18 protein-coding genes and 2 pseudogenes are annotated in these 20,508 nt (G+C 42.8%); 1 reads left to right on the top strand and 19 read right to left on the bottom strand.

Going from position 1 to position 20,508, the window contains the following annotated elements; translation table 11 throughout:
* Window positions 1-290 precede the first annotated feature (290 nt).
* The 3 genes and pseudogenes from G519_RS45895 to G519_RS0133710 all read right to left on the bottom strand — a co-directional run.
* A pseudogene (locus G519_RS45895) lies at window positions 291-1,307 on the bottom strand (ISAzo13 family transposase); the annotation flags it as partial.
* Between the two features lie 743 nt (window positions 1,308-2,050).
* Window positions 2,051-2,803 carry an SDR family NAD(P)-dependent oxidoreductase gene (locus tag G519_RS0133715; RefSeq protein WP_036634822.1) on the bottom strand — a complete coding sequence of 251 codons (753 nt, stop codon included), beginning with the start codon at window positions 2,801-2,803 and terminating at the stop codon, window positions 2,051-2,053.
* Between the two features lie 143 nt (window positions 2,804-2,946).
* Window positions 2,947-3,423, bottom strand: coding sequence for a 2,4'-dihydroxyacetophenone dioxygenase family protein (locus G519_RS0133710; RefSeq protein WP_029198367.1), 477 nt, complete (start codon window positions 3,421-3,423; stop codon window positions 2,947-2,949).
* A gap of 60 nt (window positions 3,424-3,483) precedes the next feature.
* On the opposite strand from G519_RS0133710, the gene G519_RS45890 reads away from it, so the two are divergent.
* The gene (locus tag G519_RS45890; RefSeq protein WP_244280311.1) at window positions 3,484-4,050 is read left to right on the top strand and encodes a LysR family transcriptional regulator; all 567 of its coding nucleotides are present in this window, start codon (window positions 3,484-3,486) and stop codon (window positions 4,048-4,050) included.
* A gap of 371 nt (window positions 4,051-4,421) precedes the next feature.
* Here G519_RS45890 and G519_RS0133700 read toward each other — a convergent pair whose 3' ends face one another.
* The 16 genes and pseudogenes from G519_RS0133700 to G519_RS51755 form a co-directional block, all read right to left on the bottom strand.
* Window positions 4,422-5,576, bottom strand: a complete 1,155-nt coding sequence (locus tag G519_RS0133700; RefSeq protein WP_029198366.1) for a glycerate kinase family protein — start codon at window positions 5,574-5,576, stop codon at window positions 4,422-4,424.
* Between the two features lie 35 nt (window positions 5,577-5,611).
* A complete protein-coding gene (locus tag G519_RS0133695; protein ID WP_029198365.1) occupies window positions 5,612-6,478 on the bottom strand; it encodes a 3-hydroxyacyl-CoA dehydrogenase family protein in 867 nt (288 codons plus the stop codon).
* A gap of 14 nt (window positions 6,479-6,492) precedes the next feature.
* The gene (locus G519_RS0133690; RefSeq protein WP_036634816.1) at window positions 6,493-8,085 is read right to left on the bottom strand and encodes an acyl CoA:acetate/3-ketoacid CoA transferase; all 1,593 of its coding nucleotides are present in this window, start codon (window positions 8,083-8,085) and stop codon (window positions 6,493-6,495) included.
* A 17-nt stretch (window positions 8,086-8,102) separates the two neighbouring features.
* Window positions 8,103-8,552 carry a MaoC/PaaZ C-terminal domain-containing protein gene (locus G519_RS0133685; RefSeq protein WP_036634830.1) on the bottom strand — a complete coding sequence of 150 codons (450 nt, stop codon included), beginning with the start codon at window positions 8,550-8,552 and terminating at the stop codon, window positions 8,103-8,105.
* A 25-nt stretch (window positions 8,553-8,577) separates the two neighbouring features.
* Complete coding sequence (locus tag G519_RS0133680; RefSeq protein WP_029198362.1) at window positions 8,578-9,288, bottom strand: ABC transporter ATP-binding protein; 711 nt, start codon at window positions 9,286-9,288, stop codon at window positions 8,578-8,580.
* Window positions 9,281-10,015, bottom strand: a complete 735-nt coding sequence (locus G519_RS0133675) for an ABC transporter ATP-binding protein (RefSeq protein WP_029198361.1) — start codon at window positions 10,013-10,015, stop codon at window positions 9,281-9,283. Before G519_RS0133675 ends, G519_RS0133680 begins: the two co-directional genes overlap by 8 nt.
* A gap of 2 nt (window positions 10,016-10,017) precedes the next feature.
* Entirely contained in the window at window positions 10,018-11,115 is a 1,098-nt protein-coding gene (locus G519_RS45885; protein ID WP_051253927.1) for a branched-chain amino acid ABC transporter permease, read from the bottom strand.
* A gap of 1 nt (window position 11,116) precedes the next feature.
* Complete coding sequence (locus G519_RS0133665; RefSeq protein ID WP_051253926.1) at window positions 11,117-11,989, bottom strand: branched-chain amino acid ABC transporter permease; 873 nt, start codon at window positions 11,987-11,989, stop codon at window positions 11,117-11,119.
* Between the two features lie 63 nt (window positions 11,990-12,052).
* On the bottom strand, window positions 12,053-13,306 hold the full coding sequence (locus G519_RS45880) for an ABC transporter substrate-binding protein (RefSeq protein WP_051253925.1): 1,254 nt from the start codon (window positions 13,304-13,306) through the stop codon (window positions 12,053-12,055).
* Window positions 13,307-13,333: 27 nt separating this feature from the next.
* Window positions 13,334-14,926 (bottom strand): acyl CoA:acetate/3-ketoacid CoA transferase, encoded by a 1,593-nt coding sequence (locus tag G519_RS45875; RefSeq protein ID WP_244280310.1) that lies wholly within the window; start codon window positions 14,924-14,926, stop codon window positions 13,334-13,336.
* A complete protein-coding gene (gene fabG, locus G519_RS0133650) occupies window positions 14,923-15,663 on the bottom strand; it encodes a 3-oxoacyl-ACP reductase FabG (protein ID WP_029198359.1) in 741 nt (246 codons plus the stop codon). The genes G519_RS45875 and fabG overlap by 4 nt, the downstream gene beginning before the upstream one ends.
* A 33-nt stretch (window positions 15,664-15,696) precedes the next feature.
* Window positions 15,697-16,878 carry a thiolase family protein gene (locus G519_RS0133645; RefSeq protein WP_036634815.1) on the bottom strand — a complete coding sequence of 394 codons (1,182 nt, stop codon included), beginning with the start codon at window positions 16,876-16,878 and terminating at the stop codon, window positions 15,697-15,699.
* 51 nt (window positions 16,879-16,929) lie between these two features.
* Window positions 16,930-17,934, bottom strand: coding sequence for a LacI family DNA-binding transcriptional regulator (locus tag G519_RS0133640; RefSeq protein WP_029198357.1), 1,005 nt, complete (start codon window positions 17,932-17,934; stop codon window positions 16,930-16,932).
* 312 nt (window positions 17,935-18,246) lie between these two features.
* Window positions 18,247-18,501 (bottom strand): ATP-dependent Clp protease proteolytic subunit, encoded by a 255-nt coding sequence (locus G519_RS53790; protein ID WP_127527992.1) that lies wholly within the window; start codon window positions 18,499-18,501, stop codon window positions 18,247-18,249.
* Between the two features lie 591 nt (window positions 18,502-19,092).
* Window positions 19,093-20,379, bottom strand: a pseudogene (locus tag G519_RS45865) (IS110 family RNA-guided transposase).
* Window positions 20,328-20,508, bottom strand: a 181-nt coding sequence (locus tag G519_RS51755) for a hypothetical protein (protein WP_208860926.1), incomplete at its 5' end; no start/stop codon positions are given. The gene G519_RS51755 and the pseudogene G519_RS45865, both read right to left, overlap by 52 nt.

The following is a 20,508-nucleotide window of genomic DNA, read 5'->3' as shown; positions in this document are numbered from 1 at the left end:
TCCCGAATCACAGAAGTCACGCCTAGATGGTCGGAGCGCAGCATGAAGCCGACAACGAGCACGACGAACCACTCGAATGTGGCTTGTCTGGAGAAACAGGAACGGAATGGAAGTAGGAGTTCATTCAAGTATTTGAGCATATAGGTATGGTCGATTGCTTTGAAATGGGGTAAACTGCTTGTTATAACCCATTCAGCGATTTTATCCTTTCGTGTTGGAACCTAAGGATACCATACGATCGCCTGACTGGGTTATTTTTCTATGCAACGTTTTTTCGACAAGAACTTTTCACTGTCCAGATTGCTGAGTAAATCACCATTCCAGTGTTGCTCTAGTCTTCCCCATATTCGTTCAATTGGGTTGTATTTGCTATGATAAGGCGGGTAGTACGCCAGGATGATCTTTACATTGTAGCGCGCCGAAAATTCCACAATTCTTTTCAAAAACTGTATTCTTCGACTACTGTTTTCTGGGCCATTATCGGCGTTTAGGATCAAAGTGTCTTTGGTGAGATGATAATCACTTTCCATCCAATATTTCTCAATTGCATCCACCATAAAATCTGCGGTTACCTTCGATTTGGTAAAAGACAAGTCGATTGCATCTTTCGTTACATCATATATTCCAAAAGGGGTTACGAACTCGTTAGAAAAATCATGATCTGCAGCCTTTACTAAAGCTCGATTATAACCGCCTCTTGAAAAATCGCCAATTTTCACACGATCCTTCGTATCAACGGATATTCGCACAGCGTTATCCTTATCTCCGTAGGCTTCGTGTACCCTATTTAGATTCTCGAATATGACATCCGTTTGTTCGATTTTCTTCATTGGCTTCACTTTACGTACCTTTTTGAGCGTATATCCAAGCTGATTAACCTTGGTGTTTAACGTTTGATTGGTCGGTAATTCTTTCTCTGTATAGTTTTTTTCCTGAATTAGTTTTTTTCTGATTTCCTTCACCGTAAGTCTTGTAAATAATCGAACGGATTTAAAACTAGGGTCAGTTTGACTCTGTGGATCAATAATTGACTTCAAATCTTCGAGTAGATTAGGAAGTTTTTCCTCCGCTAAATGACGCCCTCTTGCTGAAAAATTATCATTGATCGGTATGCCGCTCTCTAGTTCCAAAAATCCTTTATTGATTGTGTTTCTGCTAGTTTTAAAAATCTTAGAAACAATTGTGCGACCCCCACGTCCAACTTCTTTGGCCATCTTCGCTAATGTGACTCGCTTATCGGTGCCTGTTAGTTTAACAGTATTCTCTATTAAAATCTCTTTACATCTGTCGATGAATTCAGGTATCATTTTCATACTTCCTTCTGTTTGTTTTGGTTTGACTTGGTAACTCTATCAAAACACAACACGAAGGATTTTTCTATTTACCTGACCTATTCATTCAATTTTATTATTGATCCGAATTGTTCCGTGTATTTCTTGAACGTGCCTAAGAAGCAGATCAATTCGATCTTGAAAAAATTTCAAATGCCTGATGCAGCAGGGGTCATTCAAACCATTAACGATTTACGCATTTTTGAGGTATTGAAGAAGCTTTAATTGTAAAAAAGCTAGTAAGAGAAGGAATCACCATTCCTCTCACTAGCCTTTTGTGAAATTGCGCTACACACGCTATTGCACGTCATTATTCATTCAGATACGTATGAACCCGATTTTGAATCAGCTTGCTCACTTCTTCTGCAGAGAGCCAGTTTTCCTTTTGGCATTTGCAGCTTTCCGTTTTGCAGATTTTGTGCAGATTCATTTTTCTTTATAAAACTATCTTTTATTGCACTTTCAAATGAATAATTTCGTCAGCCAAGTTAACTAAATAGCATTCATTACTTACAGGAACTATTACTATTGCATTACCTCTTTTATGACAAGAGGTCTTATCGAGTATTTCAAATCTAGCACTTATAAAATGTATTGGGAAGATTGGGAATGGGATAATACTGCTTCTTCGGAGGTTTCTTAGGAAAAATAAGAGAATTAATCCCTTTGCGGGGAGTAATTCTCTCGGCGGGTTCATTAACATGTCTGTCTCTTCACAATTAAGTCACCGTCCATCCGCCGTCAATCGGCAGTATGGCGCCATTAATGTGACCGGCGTCCTCCGAAGCCAGGAACAGCGCAGCTTCCGCTATATCTTCCGGTTTTCCGTACTCGCGCACAGGAATGCTGTTCAAGATTTGCCAGTTGATCTCTTCCGGAACCGCCAGCATCATATCGGAAATAATTCTTCCGGGCGCCAACGAATTTGTGGTTATCCCGAATTGTCCCATCTCTCCGGCCAGTGACCGGGTCAGTCCATTTATTCCGGTCTTCGTCGTGATGTAATGAGCACCCGATACATCAATATACTTTTGTCCAGCGATGGATGACATATTAATGATTCTTCCGTATCGTTGCTTTTTCATGTGCGGCAGCACAAATCGGGCACAATAGAAGGCACCGTTCAGATTGACATTCACGACTTGTTGCCATTCAGTGACACTCATGCGGTCTATCGGTACCTTCATACCATCTTGCTTGGGGGAAATGCCTGCATTATTGACCAATACGTCGATCCTTCCCTGTTGAGAAACAATGTGTTCGACCATGTTCTCTACCTCTCCGGGATCCGCTACGTTGGCGGCAGCAATAATCGAGCTCCCGCCAGTTTTCAAGATTTCCTCATGTACCTGTGCCACACTATCAGCCGTTATATCATTTAAGATGACGATATAACCATGGGCAGCGAACTTGAGCGCAATACATCTACCGATACCACGACCTGATCCCGTCACGAGAGCTACTCGATCCATTCCAACTCCACCAATCTTCTATAGTATTGTAACCTCTGCTTCATGTATCACCTTAATCCGATGATAGATGACGCTGTACAAAAGGACGTTTAACTGGCTTCATCCGTTTACAAATGTACCGCTTTCTCTATAAAAAAAATCGGTTAATAACATAAATCTGCCATCGGTATATTATTCTGCGAGCAGAAATCCGCATATTTTTTCATTCGGTAAAAAACGTCATCTTGCAAAATCAATTTGTCATCATCGTCGATATATTCAATGACCCCCCCGATGATGAACAGTGTGATCATCTCCTCTTCCCCATCTACCACGAGTGTATGGATGTCGCCTGGCGGTTCGTACACAACCATACCCGGCTTGGCAACCCACGTTCGTTCCAAATACCTCCACTGTCCCTGCAATGTATAGGCAAACACCTGTCCACCGGTATGTCTGTGACGTTTTATACCGGCGCTATTGGGTGTTATTTTCGTAAGATGGGCAAAAGTGCCCGTAGCCAAGTCAAAGCGAATCGGTTTAAACCATACCCCATCGAAAGTTGGGACCCAAGGGATTTTATCCAGTTCAATCGCTTGATCCGGTAATGCCGTTTTTAAAGTAAATTCATATAAATTCATAGCTAACATCCTCCTCGTTTGTTTACCTCGTAAATCATCATTACGATGGAATTACGTCATTTGAAATATTTCAAAACAGTAGCTGAAGAATTACATTTTAGCAAAGCTGCAGCTCGTTTAAATATGGCACAGCCACCATTAAGTCTTCAAATTCGCCAATTAGAAGAAGAAATAGGGGTACCACTTTTTCATCGAACGAAAAGGAATGTAGAGCTAACCGAAGAAGGAAAAGTGTTTTTAGAAAAAGTTCATCAACTTTTCAAGAGTCTAGATGAAGCAATTGAAACGGTAAGAAAGGTGAACCGTGGAGAGGTTGGGGAAATCATTATTGGTTTCATTGCTTCAGCAGTTTATGATATTCTTCCAACCATCATTAAGCATTACAGAAAACAACACCCTGCGATTCATGTGGTTTTAAAGCAGTTAACGTCTGCAGAACAAATCAAAGCCTTACAAGAGGGGACAATACAAATAGGGATACTTTCTGAACCCTCTGAAAGTGACGCGATTAATTTTGAAGTAATTAGACGAGAACCAATGGTTATAGCCTTACCGAAAGAACATCCTTTAGCTTCCGAAACATCCTTGATCGATCTTATTGATTTAGCCAATGATCCATTTATTTGAATACCGTTACATTAGGAATAACAAATTTAGTACTGTAACGGCTCTTGCATGGCAAAGCGAAAATCGTTCACCGTACACGCATTAATTAATCTAGTAAGAGAATCTGTCATCCCGATTTTTAATCAATATGATTGTTAATGATATCCCTTTAGTTCAGTAGGGGTCCTGTTCAAGACAGCTCCGTTATGACTACTCGAACAAGTCCAAGATTGGCAGAAACATGAATAACACACCTTACGATGATTCGAAAATAAAGCCCGAATTCCCGGGGACGGCATTACGGACACGGTCAGTAGAACGAGATAAAAATACGTTTTTCATTCGTTCAAATGATCAATAGATGCTCAATAAAGTCGCAGACTGCGGATTTGTTATTTATTAGGAGCCTGAAGAGGGATTTGACCTACCCAAAGACGGATAATCGCTTCTAGTGAATCCTCGATCCACTGTTCTCCATGTTCAAATGCCTCTTCCAGCTTTGCAGGGCGAGGCATGATACTAAACACAGCATCTATACCGTGCTTATAAACTTCTTTGTAGCCTTGCCCTAAACCTCCAGATAAACAAATTACAGGAAGTTGAAATTGCTTGGCACGCTTAGCTACTCCTACCGGTGTCTTACCCATGGCCGTTTGGAAATCAGTATTTCCTTCGCCCGTAATGACGAGATCCACATCTTCAGCTAGACGATCAAATGAACAGAGCTCCATAATCATCTCGATACCGCTTAACAGCTTGGCTCCAGCGAAAGCCACAAGACCTGCCCCTAATCCACCAGCAGCCCCGCCTCCTGCAACATCTAAAAGCGAGATCCCTAACGTTTCTTTCACTTGATGTGCCATATGTTCCAATCCTTGATCCAAATGCGCGATCATTTCCGGTGATGCCCCTTTTTGGGGACCAAAAACGGCCGAGGCTCCTTTTTCACCACATAATAGGGTGACTACGTCACAAGCGACAATAATTTCGGCCTCATCTATTCGTGGATCCCGGCCGGAAATATCGATTTTCATTAATTGAGTTAAAGCGTCGCCTCCGAAAGGAAGTTCTTTACCTTGTTGATCCAGAAAACAATAGCCCAATGCCTGAGCCATTCCAACTCCGCCGTCATTAGTCGCACTACCTCCAATTCCAATAATAATACGATTGCAGCCCCGATCGAGCGCAGATTTGATAAGTTGGCCCGTACCATATGAAGTCGTAATAAGCGGATTTAGTTCCTCTTTGGGAACCAATGTTAGACCCGAAGCCGCAGCCATTTCGATGATTGCCGTTTTGTGCTCGGGAATGAAACCATAAAACGACGGCACCGGCTTTCCAAGCGGCCCGATGACGCTTTCTGGTATGATTTGACCCTTCATTACCTCAATTAGAGCTTCTACCGTGCCTTCTCCCCCATCGGCCATAGGCAAAAGCCTGACCTCGGCTGACTGATCGACACGCTTAATCCCTCGTTCCATGGCTTTGGTCACTTGCAAAGCGGAAAGACTACCTTTGTATGAATCCGGTGCTATTAAATATTTCAATTATTATCTCCTTGAGGGTGAAAGGTTCCTGTAAATCAGACTCTTTCGCCCTTTTCGTTGTAGCAGTAAAAACCCCGCCCTGTTTTACGTCCTACAGTACCCGCCTCGACCATCTTCACCAGCAGTGGACATGGTCGATACTTAGAGTCGTTAAAGCCCTCATAAAGTCCTTGCATGGTGGCTAAAAGTGTATCAAGACCAACAAAATCAGCTAAAGTAATTGGGCCCATCGGATGATTCGCACCCATTTTCATGGCGGTATCGATATCGTCAGGCTTAACCCCTTCCATAACCAAATAAATCGCTTCATTCATCATGGGTACGAGGATGCGGTTGACGATAAACCCAGGGTAATCCTTACACTCTACCGATATCTTTCCTATGCTTTTAGCAAATGCCATCATTGTGTGAAATACCTCATTAGAAGTAAGCAATCCCGGGGTCACTTCGAGCAACTCCATCATCGGCGCAGGGTAGAAGAAGTGGGCGCCTATCACATGCTCGGGACAGCGTGTGACTGAGCCTAGTGCAGATACAGAGAGCCCTGAGGTGTTAGATGCCAATATCGTACCAGGACGTACGACTTCATCCAGTTGCTTAAAAATCTTTTTCTTTAGCTCTAAATTTTCCGGGACGGCCTCAATTACAAGGTCAACTCCAACCAAAACACTCATGTCGGTGGCAGTCGTCAACCTATTAAGGGCAGCTTCTGCCTTTACAGTTGTGCTTTTTCCTTTTTCTACCTTACGCTGTAGCAGCCGCTTGATATTGGTTAAACCTTTTTGCAGCTGTTCATTGGAAATGTCCACCCAGATGACGTCATAGTCCGCTTCTGCAATCACTTGTGCTATTCCCGAACCCATTAGTCCTGCACCAACAACTCCTACTTTACTTATCTTCACAGTAATGGTCCCCTTTAATTGCTTAAAATCGATGTGCTTGCAAAAAATTCATTGGAAAAACCCATCGGACTATCCTTAAATATCCGTAAATCCATCATTTTCAATTCACTAGATATAATCGGTTTGAATTCCATCAAGCTCAAAATTTCTTTTTCCAAGTCAATTCCCGGTGCAATTTCGGTTAAGACCAGACCTTCCTTCTTCAGTTCAAAAACGGCCCTTTCGGTGACAAAGATCACGGGCTGTCCCTTTTGCCGCGCATAGCGGCCGCTGAATGTAATCTGGTTCACCTGATTTAAAAACTTTTTTGCTTTTCCTTCCGTAACAATCCGCAGTTTGCCGTTTTCGATCGCCACTTCAAGCCCTCCGGCCGTGAAGGTTGCGCAGTAAACTACTTTTTTCGCTGGCTGAGTGATATCGATAAACCCACCGCAGCCTACCGTTTTCGTGCCGAATTTACTCACGTTGACATTGCCTTCACCATCTGCCTCGGCAAGCCCCATAAATGTCACATCGACGCCGCTGCCGTTATAGTAATCGAACTGATAGCCATGTTCAATAATTGCTTCGGCATTTTTGGTAATCCCAAAATCGATGCCTCCCTCAGGAATACCGCCAATGACTCCGGACTCTACGGTCAGCGTGATCGCTTTATTGATTCCCTCTTCATTGGTGATTGGTCCAACCATATCTCCTGGGATGCCTGTTCCCAGATTCACGACAGCATCTGGAAATAGTTCCATTATCGCACGGCGGCCAATGATCTTGCGAACACTAAGCGGCAAAGGCTTACTCGTAGATTCAGGTACCCTTACATCCCCCGCAAAAACGGGTTCGAAGAAAAAAGAAGAAGACTGACGATGCTCTTCAATTGCATTTTCTGCTACGATGATCCCATCCACATATATACCTGGAATTACAATTTGTTTCGGATGTAAATTATCATTTTTTGTTAAATATTTTACTTGAACAAACACTTTCCCGCCATTTGCCTTTGCGGCTTGAGCAATAGAGATGGCCTCATATTTAATAGCCTCTTCCTCCATCGTTACGTTTCCCTTTTCATCTGCCGTTGTCCCCCGGATGATCGCCACATCGATCGGATGACTTTTATAAAAAAGATATTCCTCGCATTGAAGCTGAAGAACTTCTACAATATCCTCACTTTGTCTAGAACGCTCATTAATCTTTCCACCCTCTACACGCGGATCAATAAACGTGCCTAGGCCCACCTTGGAAAAGTTACCCGGTTTCCCTGACGCCATGGCGCGAAAAAGATGCACAAGCTGCCCTTGAGGAAGGCAATAAGCTTCCACTTTGTTGTTGTGAATGAGTTCTCCCCATTTGGGAGCAAGTCCCCAGTGGGCTCCAATAATTCGCTTGATCAGCCCCGGATGTGCCAAACGTTGTATACCATTTACCCTGTCGCTTTGACCCGCACCGTGGAGCAGTGTTAAATTATTGGGGTACCCTGTTTCCAGAAAACTACGCTCAATCTCATTTAAAATTGTTCCGCAGGCCCCCATCAAAGTAAAGCCAACTGTAGCCAACGTTGCGCCTTCTTTTAAATAAGGCAGAACTTCCTTTGCTTTTACCACTTTACTCATCGTCTCACCCCTAATGTTTACGATTTTCTTCTTACCATAACCGTTTGAATACCTTCTTGTGTGACGGTACCCTCTTGATTAACCAATTGCACATAAAAATGAATGATTCCCCGATCCGGCTTGCTCTTGCTTTCGATCTTTTCCTGTACAGTAACAACCCCATGAACGGTATCTCCAAAAAATATCGGAGTCGTAAATTTCCATTTATCAACATTCAGCAAGGCAATTCCTGTGCCTTCGAACAATCCTAAGCGAAAAATTAGGCCATGTGAGATAGACAAGCCTAACAATCCTTGGGCTAACCGTTTACCAAACAGACTATTCTTCGCAAACTCTTCACTTGTATGCAGTTCATTCATATCGCCCGACATGGCGGAAAAATAAACAACATCCGTTTCCGTAATGGTGCGTGTGGGAGTACGAAAGGTTTGCCCTTCTTCGTATTCGTCAAAATAAATTCCTACCATAAGATAATTCTCACCCTTCATGCCATTAATGAAACCCAAGGTATGCCGCTTTCACTTCTGGATCTACCATTAACTCTTTGCTTGTACCGAATATATTAATAACTCCGTTTTCTAATACATACCCTCTATCGGCTATAGATAATGCGATAGGTACGTTTTGTTCAACGATCAACATGGCCATATCGGAAGTTTTATGAATTTCACCAAGCTTTTCATACATTTGTTCCACGATAATAGGCGCTAGACCGGATGAGGGCTCGTCTAATATAAGCAATTTGGGTCGTAACATTAATCCGCGAGCAACGGCCAACATTTGCTGTTCCCCGCCAGACATCGTACCTGCCAACTGGTTTTTTCGCTCTGCTAAGCGCGGGAATAAGCTTAACACATAATCCAAGCTTTCTTTGCGATGGTCTTTAGCTACTTTCACATAGGAACCCAAGATTAAATTATCCAAAACCGACATTTCGGTAAATACTCTGCGTCCTTCGGGTACATGGGCTACGGCCATCTTAGCGATATCATACGCATTTTGGCCAATCAAATTGGCCCCATCAAGTTCAACGCTGCCCTGAAGTGGGGCTAACAAGCCGCTAATCGTTTTGAGCAGTGTTGTCTTCCCTGCACCGTTGCTGCCAACAATGGCTACACATTCACCAAGTTTAACCTCCAATGAAATTCCTTGAAGAGCTTTTATCGCTCCGTAAGAAACATGTAGATTTTCCACTTTAAGCATGTTGTGTGAACCCCTTCCCCAAATACGCCTCGATCACGGCAGGATTGTTCATAACCTCTTTCGGAACCCCTTGTGCCAGCATAGAGCCAAAGTTTAAGACTACTACTCTGTCGGAGATGGTGTTGATTACTTTCATGACGTGCTCTATAACCACGAGCGTGACCCCTGCCTCTTTTACTTTCCAGATCAATTTAATCGCTTCTTCCACCTCAATGGAATTTAGTCCGGCCAAAGCTTCGTCCAGCAGCAATAAAGTTGGCTTTGTGGCTAGGCTTCTAGCGAATTCCAGCCTCCGTTGATCAATGATAGAGAGGGTTCTCGCCACAGAGTGCACTTTATCGCCTAAGCCTACAAATTCAACCATCTCCATAGCTTCCTGCTCTGCACGAAGCATATTGGACGTGTTCAAAAACGCACCTACCATCACATTCTGCAGCACGCTCATATCTCCAAAGGGACGTGTTACTTGAAAAGTACGACTGAGCCCTTTTTTACAAATTACGTTTGGAGATAATCCGGTAATATTCTGGCCATTAAGTTTCACTTCACCAGTATCTGAAGTATATACCCCGGTGATCAGGTTGAATGTGGTCGATTTACCGGCACCGTTAGGTCCGATGACACCTAAAATCTCACCTTTGTTCACATGAAAGCTCAAATCATTAACGGCAAGGAGGCCGCGGAATCGCTTGGATATATTTTTCACCTCTAAAATGGGTTGACTCATCTTTAATTGTCTCCTTTCGTTGATTTTCCACTAGGGAGGATAGCAAGAAGCTTGTTGTATAGTCTAGTGAGCGGTCTAATTAAGCCATTGGGTAACACAATAACCACGACAATCAAAATAATGCCATACAGAAAATAATTGATCCCTTGAATGGAGCCAAAACCAAGCCAGTCGGTTATCGTTATCGCAATCTCAATGAACGGCTTCATGACGATGGCACCGATCACCGGGCCAAACACTGTGCCCAGTCCGCCAATGATCGAGACCATGGCAAATTCGACCGACATCGGAATATCAAATACTGATTTAGGTTCAATAAAATACATATATTGTGCATACAATGTGCCGACAAGCGACATCGTAAACGCGCTAATCGCCAATGCAATATGCTTCACACGCGGAATATTTACACCTACGGCCGTAGCTGCTTGATCATCCTGTCCCATGGCAATCATGTAATATCCGAGACGAGAATGTTCAATTTTTTTCACAAGGAAAAGCATAGCTACCAAGAAGGCCAGAAAAATATAGAAATAAGGCAATTTGTTAGAGAACTGAAGCATCAGGAATGATTCCATGTAAGGAACAGAGATACCTTCTGCCCCGCCGGTAAATCCACGAAATTTGGTGACTAATAATAGAGCGACCTGGGAGAACACAATCGTTGCAATCGCAAAGTAATGCCCTCTTAATCGCATCAAGCTCATCCCCATCACATATCCAACAATGACGGAAAAGATCCCGCCGACAATCATACCGATCCAGGGACTTACATTCAGCTTGACCAGTAAAAGCGTTGAGGTATAGGCACCAATCCCGAAGAAAAGCGCATGCCCGAGGGAAACTTGTCTTGCATATCCGCCGAATATATTCCACGAAACCCCTGCAATTGAAAACAATAAAATCATGTTGAGAATATTTTGATAGTACTCGTTAACGGTCAGTGGAGCCAAAGCGAATAAAATCAACCCGATGATAGGTACATACACCTTAGGCTGTGTATAAGAAAAAGTTTTAGAACCAGTTGCGTCAGCCAATTTTACTGGACTGCTCGGTTTGTCTGTCATCACATCATTTATATGTTTGGTTTGAACGCTCATATTATGTCGCTCCCTTTGAAGAAAATAGTCCACTAGGCTTGATCATCAAAACGATCAAGAAAAGGATAAATGCCGCAAGAAGTCCGGAGTTCGCGCTAATATATTGAATACCAAAAGATTCTGCGACACCCAGGATGAGACCGCCAATAAGAGCACCTTTTAAATTCCCAAGTCCGCCCAGAATGACAACAATGTAAGCCATTAGCCCAAAGTGTGCCCCAGCGAGTGGCTGTACATATTGGAATGTACCGATAGCGGTACCGGCTGCTCCCGTGAGAGCTGCAGTAATACCAGCAGCAATTAGAAAAATCCGGTTGGTATTGATCCCCATAAGCATAGCTGTTTCACGGTCCAATTTCGCTGCCTTCATCGCTTTACCTAAATCCGTTTTGGAAAGGAAAAGGAATAATAAAGCGGCCAAGAGAATCGAAAGCACAAAACCAACCAGCATATTTAACGGGACCACTAACTCTCCAAGCTTAATAATTTTTTCTCTCCAGATAAAATTAATGGAGCGAGTCGTGGAACCGAACACCATTAAAGCTCCATTTTGCAAAACCAACTGCAACCCTACGGTCAAAAATATTTGCGTAAGCGGAGGCGCCTTCATAATATGGCTAAACAAATATTTCTGAATGATCATCCCCACTAGAAACATCGTGGGAACGGATATAAATAAGGTTAAAAGCGGATCCATACCACTTAACACCCAGGTCCAATAAGAAGCGTACATTCCCATCATGACAAATTCACCATGGGCGAAGTTTACAATATCAACAACCCCAAATAATAAGGTTAAACCAATACTAATCAAAGCATAAATTCCACCGATTAAAAGTCCGTTAATTAGCACTTGCATTAATAAATCCATCATTTCACCACCTATAAGTTCTTCTATGTAAATCGGGAGTGTGTTACCCACTCCCATCCTGATTATTTATTTAAATGATGCTTTTGCATCTTCATTAGGAAAAACTGTTTTCGGGATGCCATCTTGCCATTGAATCATAACCGGATGTACGTTCTTGTTCCATCCTGTTTGATCAAATTCCATATTGCCGCCTGGCATAATGTTGCCTTTATCACCTTCTTTTAGTTGTAAAGAAGCTAATGCGTCACGAATTTTTTGCGGGTCAGCAGAGGCTGCTTTTTCAATTGCATGAGCTATGACCCACATAGCCGAGTAAGCTTCGCCGGAGTGTTCCGTGATAAACTCACCGTTCTTTTCCTTGTAGCGTTTCGCCACATCTTCAATACCTTTTTTGTTCACGTCAAGGTTCCAAGAAGCTACGGACAAAACTCCTTCAGCATCTTTACCTAATTCTTTGTAGAATTCAGGCATCAAGTATCCGGCTCCACCACCCACGGTTGTAATATTTACGCCATATTGTTTAATTGTTTTTTGAATTAGAATGGCATCCTGCAAGTAAGACACGGGGAACAATATTTCTGCTCCAGAAGCCTTGATTTTGTTTACAAGCGGAGAAGCATCCGCAAAGTTTGCTTGATACGGCTCGGAAAGTACAATGTCGAGCCCTAACTCTTTGGCTGTTTTGGATAATCCTTGGGAAGTCGAGGTTCCATAACTGGTTTCCTCGAATACAATGGCCACTTTAGGTTTCTTACCAAGCTGATCCACAAGATATTTCTTTGAAAACGCTACTTGTGTATTTCCAAACATGGATCCTTTTGGAGATACCTGGAACAAGTATTTCATTCCACGAGAGGTCAAGCTGTCGGAAATTGAAGCGGTTACAAACGGAATTTTAGCGCGCTCCGCCACCTCAGAAGTAACAATAGACAATGAACTGGAGTAGTCACCGGTAATCACGGATACCTTCTTATTCTGGATCAGGCGCTCTGTTGCCGATTTAGCTGTTTCCGGTTTGTCACTTGGATCTACCGTCTCCAATTTGATCTTAGCGCCACCAAGAGACTTAATCCCTCCCGCAGCATTAATGTCTTCAGCTGCCAATTCAACCGCTTTCAATGCAGCGCCACCTAGACGGGCCAAGCTTGCTGACGTAGGATAAAGCACACCTACAACCACATCATCAACTTTCGCCTTTTCCGCACCAGAAGAAGCCCCTTGTTTTGCTGAACCGTTATCCCCGCCGCCGCATGCTGCTAAGCTCACTGCTAGCACACCAGAAAGCGCAACTGTCGTGAAACTCTTTAACCATCTTTTCATTTAAAACCCTCCCATTGAATCTTGTTGTTATTCATTTCTATTAAATTGGGTTGCAAGATGCATAAGACCCAAATAATAAACACGTTCATCCATCAGCTTGAGGTTTGGAGAAATGAGCGGAACAAAATCCATCTGCTCGAGGACGTCTTTTGTTAAATCGATACCCGGAGCGATTTCTATTAATTCCATTCCCCTAGGAGTTAATTGCAACACAGCTCTTTCCGTTATAATAAGCACCGGTTGTTGACTAGCTGCCGCAAACTTTCCGTTAAAAGTAATCTGTTGAACCTTGTTGACGAATTTTTTAAACTTACCCTCTTTTTTGATCAAAATTTTCCCATTTTCAATTTCTATGGCTAGTCCTCCAGATGTAAAGGTAGAGCAGAATACTACTTTTTTCGCAGATTGGGTGATATCGATAAACCCGCCGCAGCCCGGGGAACGGTGCCCAAACTTACTTACATTGACATTCCCTTCACTATCGATCTCAGCGGCCCCCATAAAGGTGACATCCACGCCACAGCCGTTATAATAGTCAAATTTGTATGAATTATCAATGATTGCTTCGGGATTTTTAGTGACGCCAAAATCTCCGCCTCCGATGGCAATTCCGCCAATGGTGCCTACCTCAACTGATAGCGAAACCTGACCATCCATTCTTTCCTCACCAATAATGGAACCAACGGAATCTCCAGGAATACCCACGCCCAGGTTAACAGTGTCCCCTAATTTCACTTCCATTACTGCCCTTCTGCCAATTAGCTTTTTCATATCAAGGCCCTTAATTTCCCGGTTAATGCTTAGGGGCTCCTCTATTTCCCCTAAAAGATGGGGATCATAATAGGCCAACGAGGTCATGCGATGATTCTCTGTTGGATTTTCACAAAGTACGACTTCATCCACAAAGATCCGCGGAATCACGACCTCCTTAGGCTTCAACGTATTGCCTTGCACGATCTTCTTGACTTGAAAAATCACTCTGCCTCCGCTTGCTTTAACCGCTTGAACTGCGGACATCACCTCTAATTTGGCACATTCATCTTCCATGGTGATATTCCCGTATTCATCTGCGGTGGTTCCCCGGCCTAGATACAGATCAAAAGTTAGGCTTGGATAAAAGAGATAATCTTTGTCGTTGAATGGATGATATTGAACCACTTCAAAGCCGCTATCGATGGCCTTTTGGTTCATCTTCCCCCCTTCTAACCGGGGATCGATAAAGGTTGAAAGTCCAATTTCCGAGAGAACCCCTGGCTTCCCGGAGGCTGCCGCTTTGTACATTGAGAGGATCTGACCCATTGGAAGGCAGAACGCCTCCACTTTATTTTGTTTAATTAATTCCTCAATTTTAGGAGATAATCCCCAATGGGTTCCGATGATTCGCTTTAACAAAGGTACATGTGCAAAATGTTCCATACCGCGTCGAGTATCACTTTGTCCGGCTGAATGGATGAAGGTCAAATCTCTTGGCGTCCCTGTTTCCAAAAAGCACTCTTCAATTTTTTGGTAAATTTCCTCGGCCACACCAACCATGCTAAACCCTGTGGAGAGAATTGTACTGTTATTTGGGATGCTAGCCGCCACTTCTGCTGCGGTTGTGATTTTCACCTTGCGTATCAAAGCACCATGCCACCTCCGATATTGATAACTTCACCGGTAATATAGGAAGCCGTATCCGATGCTAAGAAGGCGATCAAATTAGCAACATCCTCAGGATCCCCAGCACGTCCCATCGGGATTTTGGAAATCATCAGATCCCATACTTTTTCGGGTACGCCGCGAGTCATATCGGTATCGATAAAACCAGGACAGATTGCATTAACTGTTACATTATATCTGGCTAGTTCACGGGCTGCAGTCTTTGTCAAACCGACTACACCTGCTTTGGATGCAGCATAGTTCGCCTGCCCTACATTCCCCAACCAGCTTGCGGAGGAGATATTAATAATGCGACCGAATGTTTGCTCTCTCATCTTAATACTGGCAGGTTGCATGGTGTTGTATGTACCCGTGAGATTTACGGATATGACATCATCCCACTGATTACGCTCCATTTTGTGAAGCATCCCATCCCGATTAATTCCGGCGTTATTGACCAGAATATCAAGCTTACCGCGCTTTTCAACGGTTGTTTCAATTAAGTTGCGTGCCGCCTCCGTATCAGCGACATTGATTACAAAATAGTCTACATCCAATCCTCTTTCACGCAATTCATTCACGGTAGCCGAAGCGATTTCTTCACTAATGTCACATATGGTTACAGCGGCTCCAAGTTCAGCAAGTTTGATTGCGATTGCTTTTCCTATTCCTCTGCCAGAACCTGTTACAATTGCTGACTTTCCGTTTAAACTGATCATGTTCATTCACTCCTCATGGTTTTTTTAACAAGATTAAGCTCTTTCAAATAGGGTGGCGATTCCTTGCCCACCGCCAATACACATCGATACAATTCCATATTTGGAAGTACGTCTTTCCATTTCCGCCAGTATCTTAACCGTAAGGATACAACCTGTAGCCCCAATCGGGTGTCCAAGTGCAATAGCGCCTCCGTTTACATTTACTTTAAGCGGATCGATACCCAGATCCTTAATAACGGCAACAGATTGTGAGGCGAAGGCTTCATTTAACTCTAACAAATCGATATCATTTAACGTCAAACCCGATTTTTGCAATACTTTTTTAACTGCTGGTGATGGTGCAAAACCCATTATCTCTGGCTCAACACCGGCTACTGCTTGTTCACGCACATAAGCTAGCGGTATTAATCCCAATTCCTTAGCTTTTCTGGCACTCATCATTACAACAGCTGCAGCTGCATCGTTTATTCCAGAGGAATTTCCCGCAGTAACCGTACCGCCATCTTGGAAAGCAGGCTTGAGCGCTGCTAGCTTCTCCAGCGTGGTTTTTCGCGGATGCTCATCTGTATCAAATATAATGGCTTCGCTACGGAGCTGCGGAATTTCTACGGGAACGATTTCACCTTTGAACTTACCGGAATCTATAGCGGCTATGGCTTTGATCTGACTTTCAAACGCGAACTGGTCTTGTTCCTCACGGGAAACATTAAAGCGCTTACTTACGATCTCTGCAGTAATACCCATCGCATAATTTCCAAATGGATCCGTAAGCGCGGTTACTAATCCGTCTTCTAACTGAGAGTGACCAAACTTGTATCCATACCTTGCTTTTCGCACATAGTAAGGAAGGAGATCCATATTTTCTGTTCCGGCGGCTACAATAATTTCCGCTTCTCCAGAACGGATTGCCTGTGCAGCATTATTAATCGCTTGTAATCCTGATCCACATAAACGATTTACGCTGTATGCGTTACTATGGGTAGGAAGTCCGGCACGAAGCGCGCACATTCTCGCAATAAATGCGCTTTCAGCAACTTGACCAACACAACCAACGATGACATCTTCAACACTTTCAGGAGCAACCTTAGCGCGCTTTAATGCCTCTCTAATAGCAACTGCCCCTAAATCAGCAGCATGAATATCTTTTAATGCGCCCCCAAAAGTTCCTATCGCTGTTCGAGCCGCGCCTACAATAACAACCTCTACAACTCTCATCCTTTTCTCCTCCAAAAATATTTATTTATGTTTTCTGCAGAACAGCAAATATCATATTGAACTGCCACTGCTTTCACGAACAACCAATGATGGGGTTAATATAATTTGCCTGTTTTGGCCTTCATCCTTTCCCTCGATCATTTGTAACATAAACTCCATGGAGATTTTCCCCATTTCATAAGTAGGATGATCGATCGTGGACAAGGGTACAATAAAATTTTCCGAAAATGAATTGTTATCATTTCCAATTACAGCTATATCGTCAGGTACACGAATCCCGGATTCCCTTAAAGCCTTAATGGCACCAAAGGCAACTAGGTCACTCGCAGCGCAAATGGCATCCGGAAGCACCTTCACTTCACTAAGCATTTTCTTTACATTGGTATAGCCAGATTCCTGGGAATAGCTTCCTTGAAACATAAGGGAGTCATCAATCTGGAGTCCATTTTGCCGCATGCCACTAATAAATCCTTCCCATCTTTCCCTTGCCGTGGAAATTTGCAGATCACCGGCAAAATAGGCAATTCTTTTTTTACCCTGTGAAACCAAATGCTTTACGGAGAGTTCCGATGTAAGCGGGTTATTAACACCCACAAAATTTCGGTCATAAGCAGGAGGTTTTCGATTAACAAGTACATACTTAATCCCCGTTCTCTCTACTCGTTGTAAATCATCTTGATGCGAAATACTTGTCAGTAGAAGACCATCCACCCGTTTTTCCATTAAAACTTTTAAATAATTGTTAAAGCGATCATGGTCATTGGAAGTAATACAAAGAATTAGACTAAAGTTCTTTTTCATCGCTGCATCATCCATACCTTTGATCATTGCCGCGTAATAAGGGTTTGAAATATCAGTAATGATTACCCCAACAGTAAGGGTACTGTTCATTTTCAAACTCCTTGCTATTGCATTCGGCCTATAATTCAATTCCTCAATCGCTGTATTTACCCTTTCTGCAAGCTCTGGACTGACGTAAGCAGATTTGTTAATGACCGCTGATACTGTTGCAATGGAAACCCTTGCAACTTTGGAGATATCTTTCATTGTTACCATTTCTGCTCCTCCATTTTTAACGCGAAACGTTTAGCTAAACGTTTCGCTAACAGCTAAATAATTACCGCATGTTAATAATAAAGTCTATTTGCGAATGCAATTTTGATTCATTAGGTCATGAAAACGCTTGCGTTAATCGTGAAAATACCATTATTTCGAATAAGTTAAGGTATATCTAGTCTCATTTTCCCAATTAAATTATCCCAAACTCAAAATTTGTTCGTTCTGTTCTTATCCAACGAAACGTTTAGCTCGTCTTGGAAACAGTATAAAATATAATTCACAAAAATTCAACACTTTTTATTTCACACTTTAATTCCAGATTGATAGTGGATTACTAATCCTTACAGCTGTAATGGAACCACCTGGGCTATTAATATACATTGTGATATCTTTGTCCTGATAGGCTGAGCTCTCACTAATTCTGTTGACTTGGTCATGGTAATACTCTGTTAGTGGAATAAACGCCTCCTTAGTATCATCAAATACGATAAGACGGTATTTACTGTTCACTCCCTTAGGACAGAATACATGAAAATACGAGGCCACTACCTCCTTCACCTCCATCTTTTTTTCACAAAAAAATGGACAGTAACTTCTTTGCGGCGGCAAAACAGGCGAAACGTTTATGGAAATTGAGCGAAGAAATGACCGGTGTGAAATTTGAATTCTAAAGGATAATATTTCTCTGTTTGCCTCCTGCTTGTTCTCAATTTGAATTTTATTTTCCTTCGTAACTTCTTTCTCACTATCCTCCCTCTATGGAGAATCGCTTTTCTCTTAAATGCTCACGTTTTCTTAGGATTTTGACCGGTTGTTCTGTTAAATAGATAACATTCCATTGGAATTTGTAGATTAAGAAATTTATGGGGCTATTGAAGGCGCAAAAAGTCTCCACCTAAAACCACTCATTTTAAAAAGTGTTAAATTCGGTAAAGTATGGTTGCACCTTTGGATCTCCACACCAGCTCATGGTGGTGAACCCTCCCATATCTCACAGAGTCTATGCTCCCACATTCCTTCATTCAACTTGTCCATGAGGTGGAGGTCAGATATGCTGCCCGACAGGATCTTCGTCCGTATGTTAACGTCGTTCTGACTCATCCATGCTTCTTGTTATCTTGCTTTACTTCGGTCATTTATCACTAAAATCGTTCATTAAGCTGCTTGCGGTAACTCTGTAAATCGAGGAATATCCTGGATCATCTTTTCTTCACTGAACTCATGTCCCTTTTTCAATATGCCAAAAAAGATACGTATAAGCTTGTTACATAACGCAATGAGAGACTGCATCTTCTTCAATGGATTTACAAGACGTTTCGTGTAATACTCGTGTAAGGCTCGGAAGGCTGCATTTTTAGCAACCAACGGCATCATTACTCTAAAAAGCAAGGCACGAAGGCGTTTCCTGCCTCTCTTGGTTATCTTGGTTTGTCCGATGTGTTTTCCTGAGGAATTTGTTTTCAAATTCAATCCTGCAAGTTTCATAATCTGCTTTGGATGACGGTACTGACTTATGTCGCCTACCTCTGCAAGAAATCCTGCGATGGTGTCCCTACCAATCCCTTTTATGGCTAACAATTGCTGTACATGTGGAATCTGTACAAGCAGTTTATCCAAATTAGACTCCAATTCTTCAAGCTTGCTCTGAAACCATTCGTACTGTGTTAGCAGTAACTTCAGCTCCAACTTAGCTAACTCCGAACCACTTCGTATACCTACAGAGCGGCTCGCTGCCTCCTTTAGATTCTTAATCCGACCTAGACCAAGCCCCCGCTTTGCAGCTTCTCTCAGGTGCTGAAGTAAGGTTTCATCCGAGACGTGAACAACTCGTGAGGCAATAAATAAAGGCTCAGCATCTGGATGGCAGACTTGCACTCCCAATCCTTAAACACCGTCAGAAACTCTGGAAAATAGCGATCTAGCCAGTTATGGACACGTGCTTTCACAACACATTGGTCAGTCGTCAGGTGTTCGCGAATTTTCATCGCTTCCCGCAATTCTGCATAAATGCCCTGCGGAAGGCTTGGTATGGCGTATCTCCCGTCTTTGACCAGCTGTGCAATGACTTTGGCGTCCTTGATGTCATTCTTCGTTGGAGAATTGTCATCTAGTTCTTTGCTTTTCTTCACGTGAAGTGGATTAACTACACCGTACGTAACTTGTTTATCTCGTAGAAAATGAGCTAGGTTCAGCCAGTAGTGACCGGTCGGCTCCATGCCAACGATGACCTCCTGAAAGCCATGCTCTGTTGAAATCTTCTGGAACCAGCTCACAAACAATTCAAAGCCCTCTCGATTGTTTTCAAACGTAATGGACTTTCCGAACTCGACTCCGCGGTTGTCTTGGGCCCTCGCCACATGTTTGAATTTTGCGATGTCGACTTCCGACAATTAAGGTAAAAGAAGTGATTTGATTAATTCGTTCATTTTGAGTAGAATGCATGGTGTAGTCTCCTTGGTTAAGTTTTTGGATCTGTCGCTGGCCAGCAACTGGGATCCATAAACATCATACCAAGGAGTCTTTTTATTTTTCAAACCTCGTATTTCTACATAATAGGAATGCTGCCCGTTT

The sequence above is a fragment of the Paenibacillus alginolyticus DSM 5050 = NBRC 15375 genome (genome assembly GCF_000422905.1).
Taxonomy (GTDB): Bacteria; Bacillota; Bacilli; order Paenibacillales; family NBRC-103111; genus Paenibacillus_E; species Paenibacillus_E alginolyticus.
Note: the sequence above shows the minus strand (reverse complement) of the source record. Positions and strands in the feature narration are given on the sequence as shown.

Coding starts and splice junctions, on each gene's coding strand:
- G519_RS45885 (WP_051253927.1), bottom strand. CDS start 11,115: ATGAGCGTTCAAACCAAACATATAAATGATGTGATGACAGACAAACCG.
- G519_RS0133665 (WP_051253926.1), bottom strand. CDS start 11,989: ATGATGGATTTATTAATGCAAGTGCTAATTAACGGACTTTTAATCGGT.
- G519_RS0133685 (WP_036634830.1), bottom strand. CDS start 8,552: ATGGTAGGAATTTATTTTGACGAATACGAAGAAGGGCAAACCTTTCGT.
- G519_RS0133680 (WP_029198362.1), bottom strand. CDS start 9,288: ATGCTTAAAGTGGAAAATCTACATGTTTCTTACGGAGCGATAAAAGCT.
- G519_RS0133645 (WP_036634815.1), bottom strand. CDS start 16,878: ATGAGAGTTGTAGAGGTTGTTATTGTAGGCGCGGCTCGAACAGCGATA.
- G519_RS0133715 (WP_036634822.1), bottom strand. CDS start 2,803: ATGGATCGAGTAGCTCTCGTGACGGGATCAGGTCGTGGTATCGGTAGA.
- G519_RS0133710 (WP_029198367.1), bottom strand. CDS start 3,423: ATGAATTTATATGAATTTACTTTAAAAACGGCATTACCGGATCAAGCG.
- G519_RS0133640 (WP_029198357.1), bottom strand. CDS start 17,934: ATGGTAACAATGAAAGATATCTCCAAAGTTGCAAGGGTTTCCATTGCA.
- G519_RS0133675 (WP_029198361.1), bottom strand. CDS start 10,015: ATGAGTCAACCCATTTTAGAGGTGAAAAATATATCCAAGCGATTCCGC.
- G519_RS53790 (WP_127527992.1), bottom strand. CDS start 18,501: ATGGAGGTGAAGGAGGTAGTGGCCTCGTATTTTCATGTATTCTGTCCT.
- fabG (WP_029198359.1), bottom strand. CDS start 15,663: ATGATCAGTTTAAACGGAAAGTCAGCAATTGTAACAGGTTCTGGCAGA.
- G519_RS0133690 (WP_036634816.1), bottom strand. CDS start 8,085: ATGAGTAAAGTGGTAAAAGCAAAGGAAGTTCTGCCTTATTTAAAAGAA.
- G519_RS45880 (WP_051253925.1), bottom strand. CDS start 13,306: ATGAAAAGATGGTTAAAGAGTTTCACGACAGTTGCGCTTTCTGGTGTG.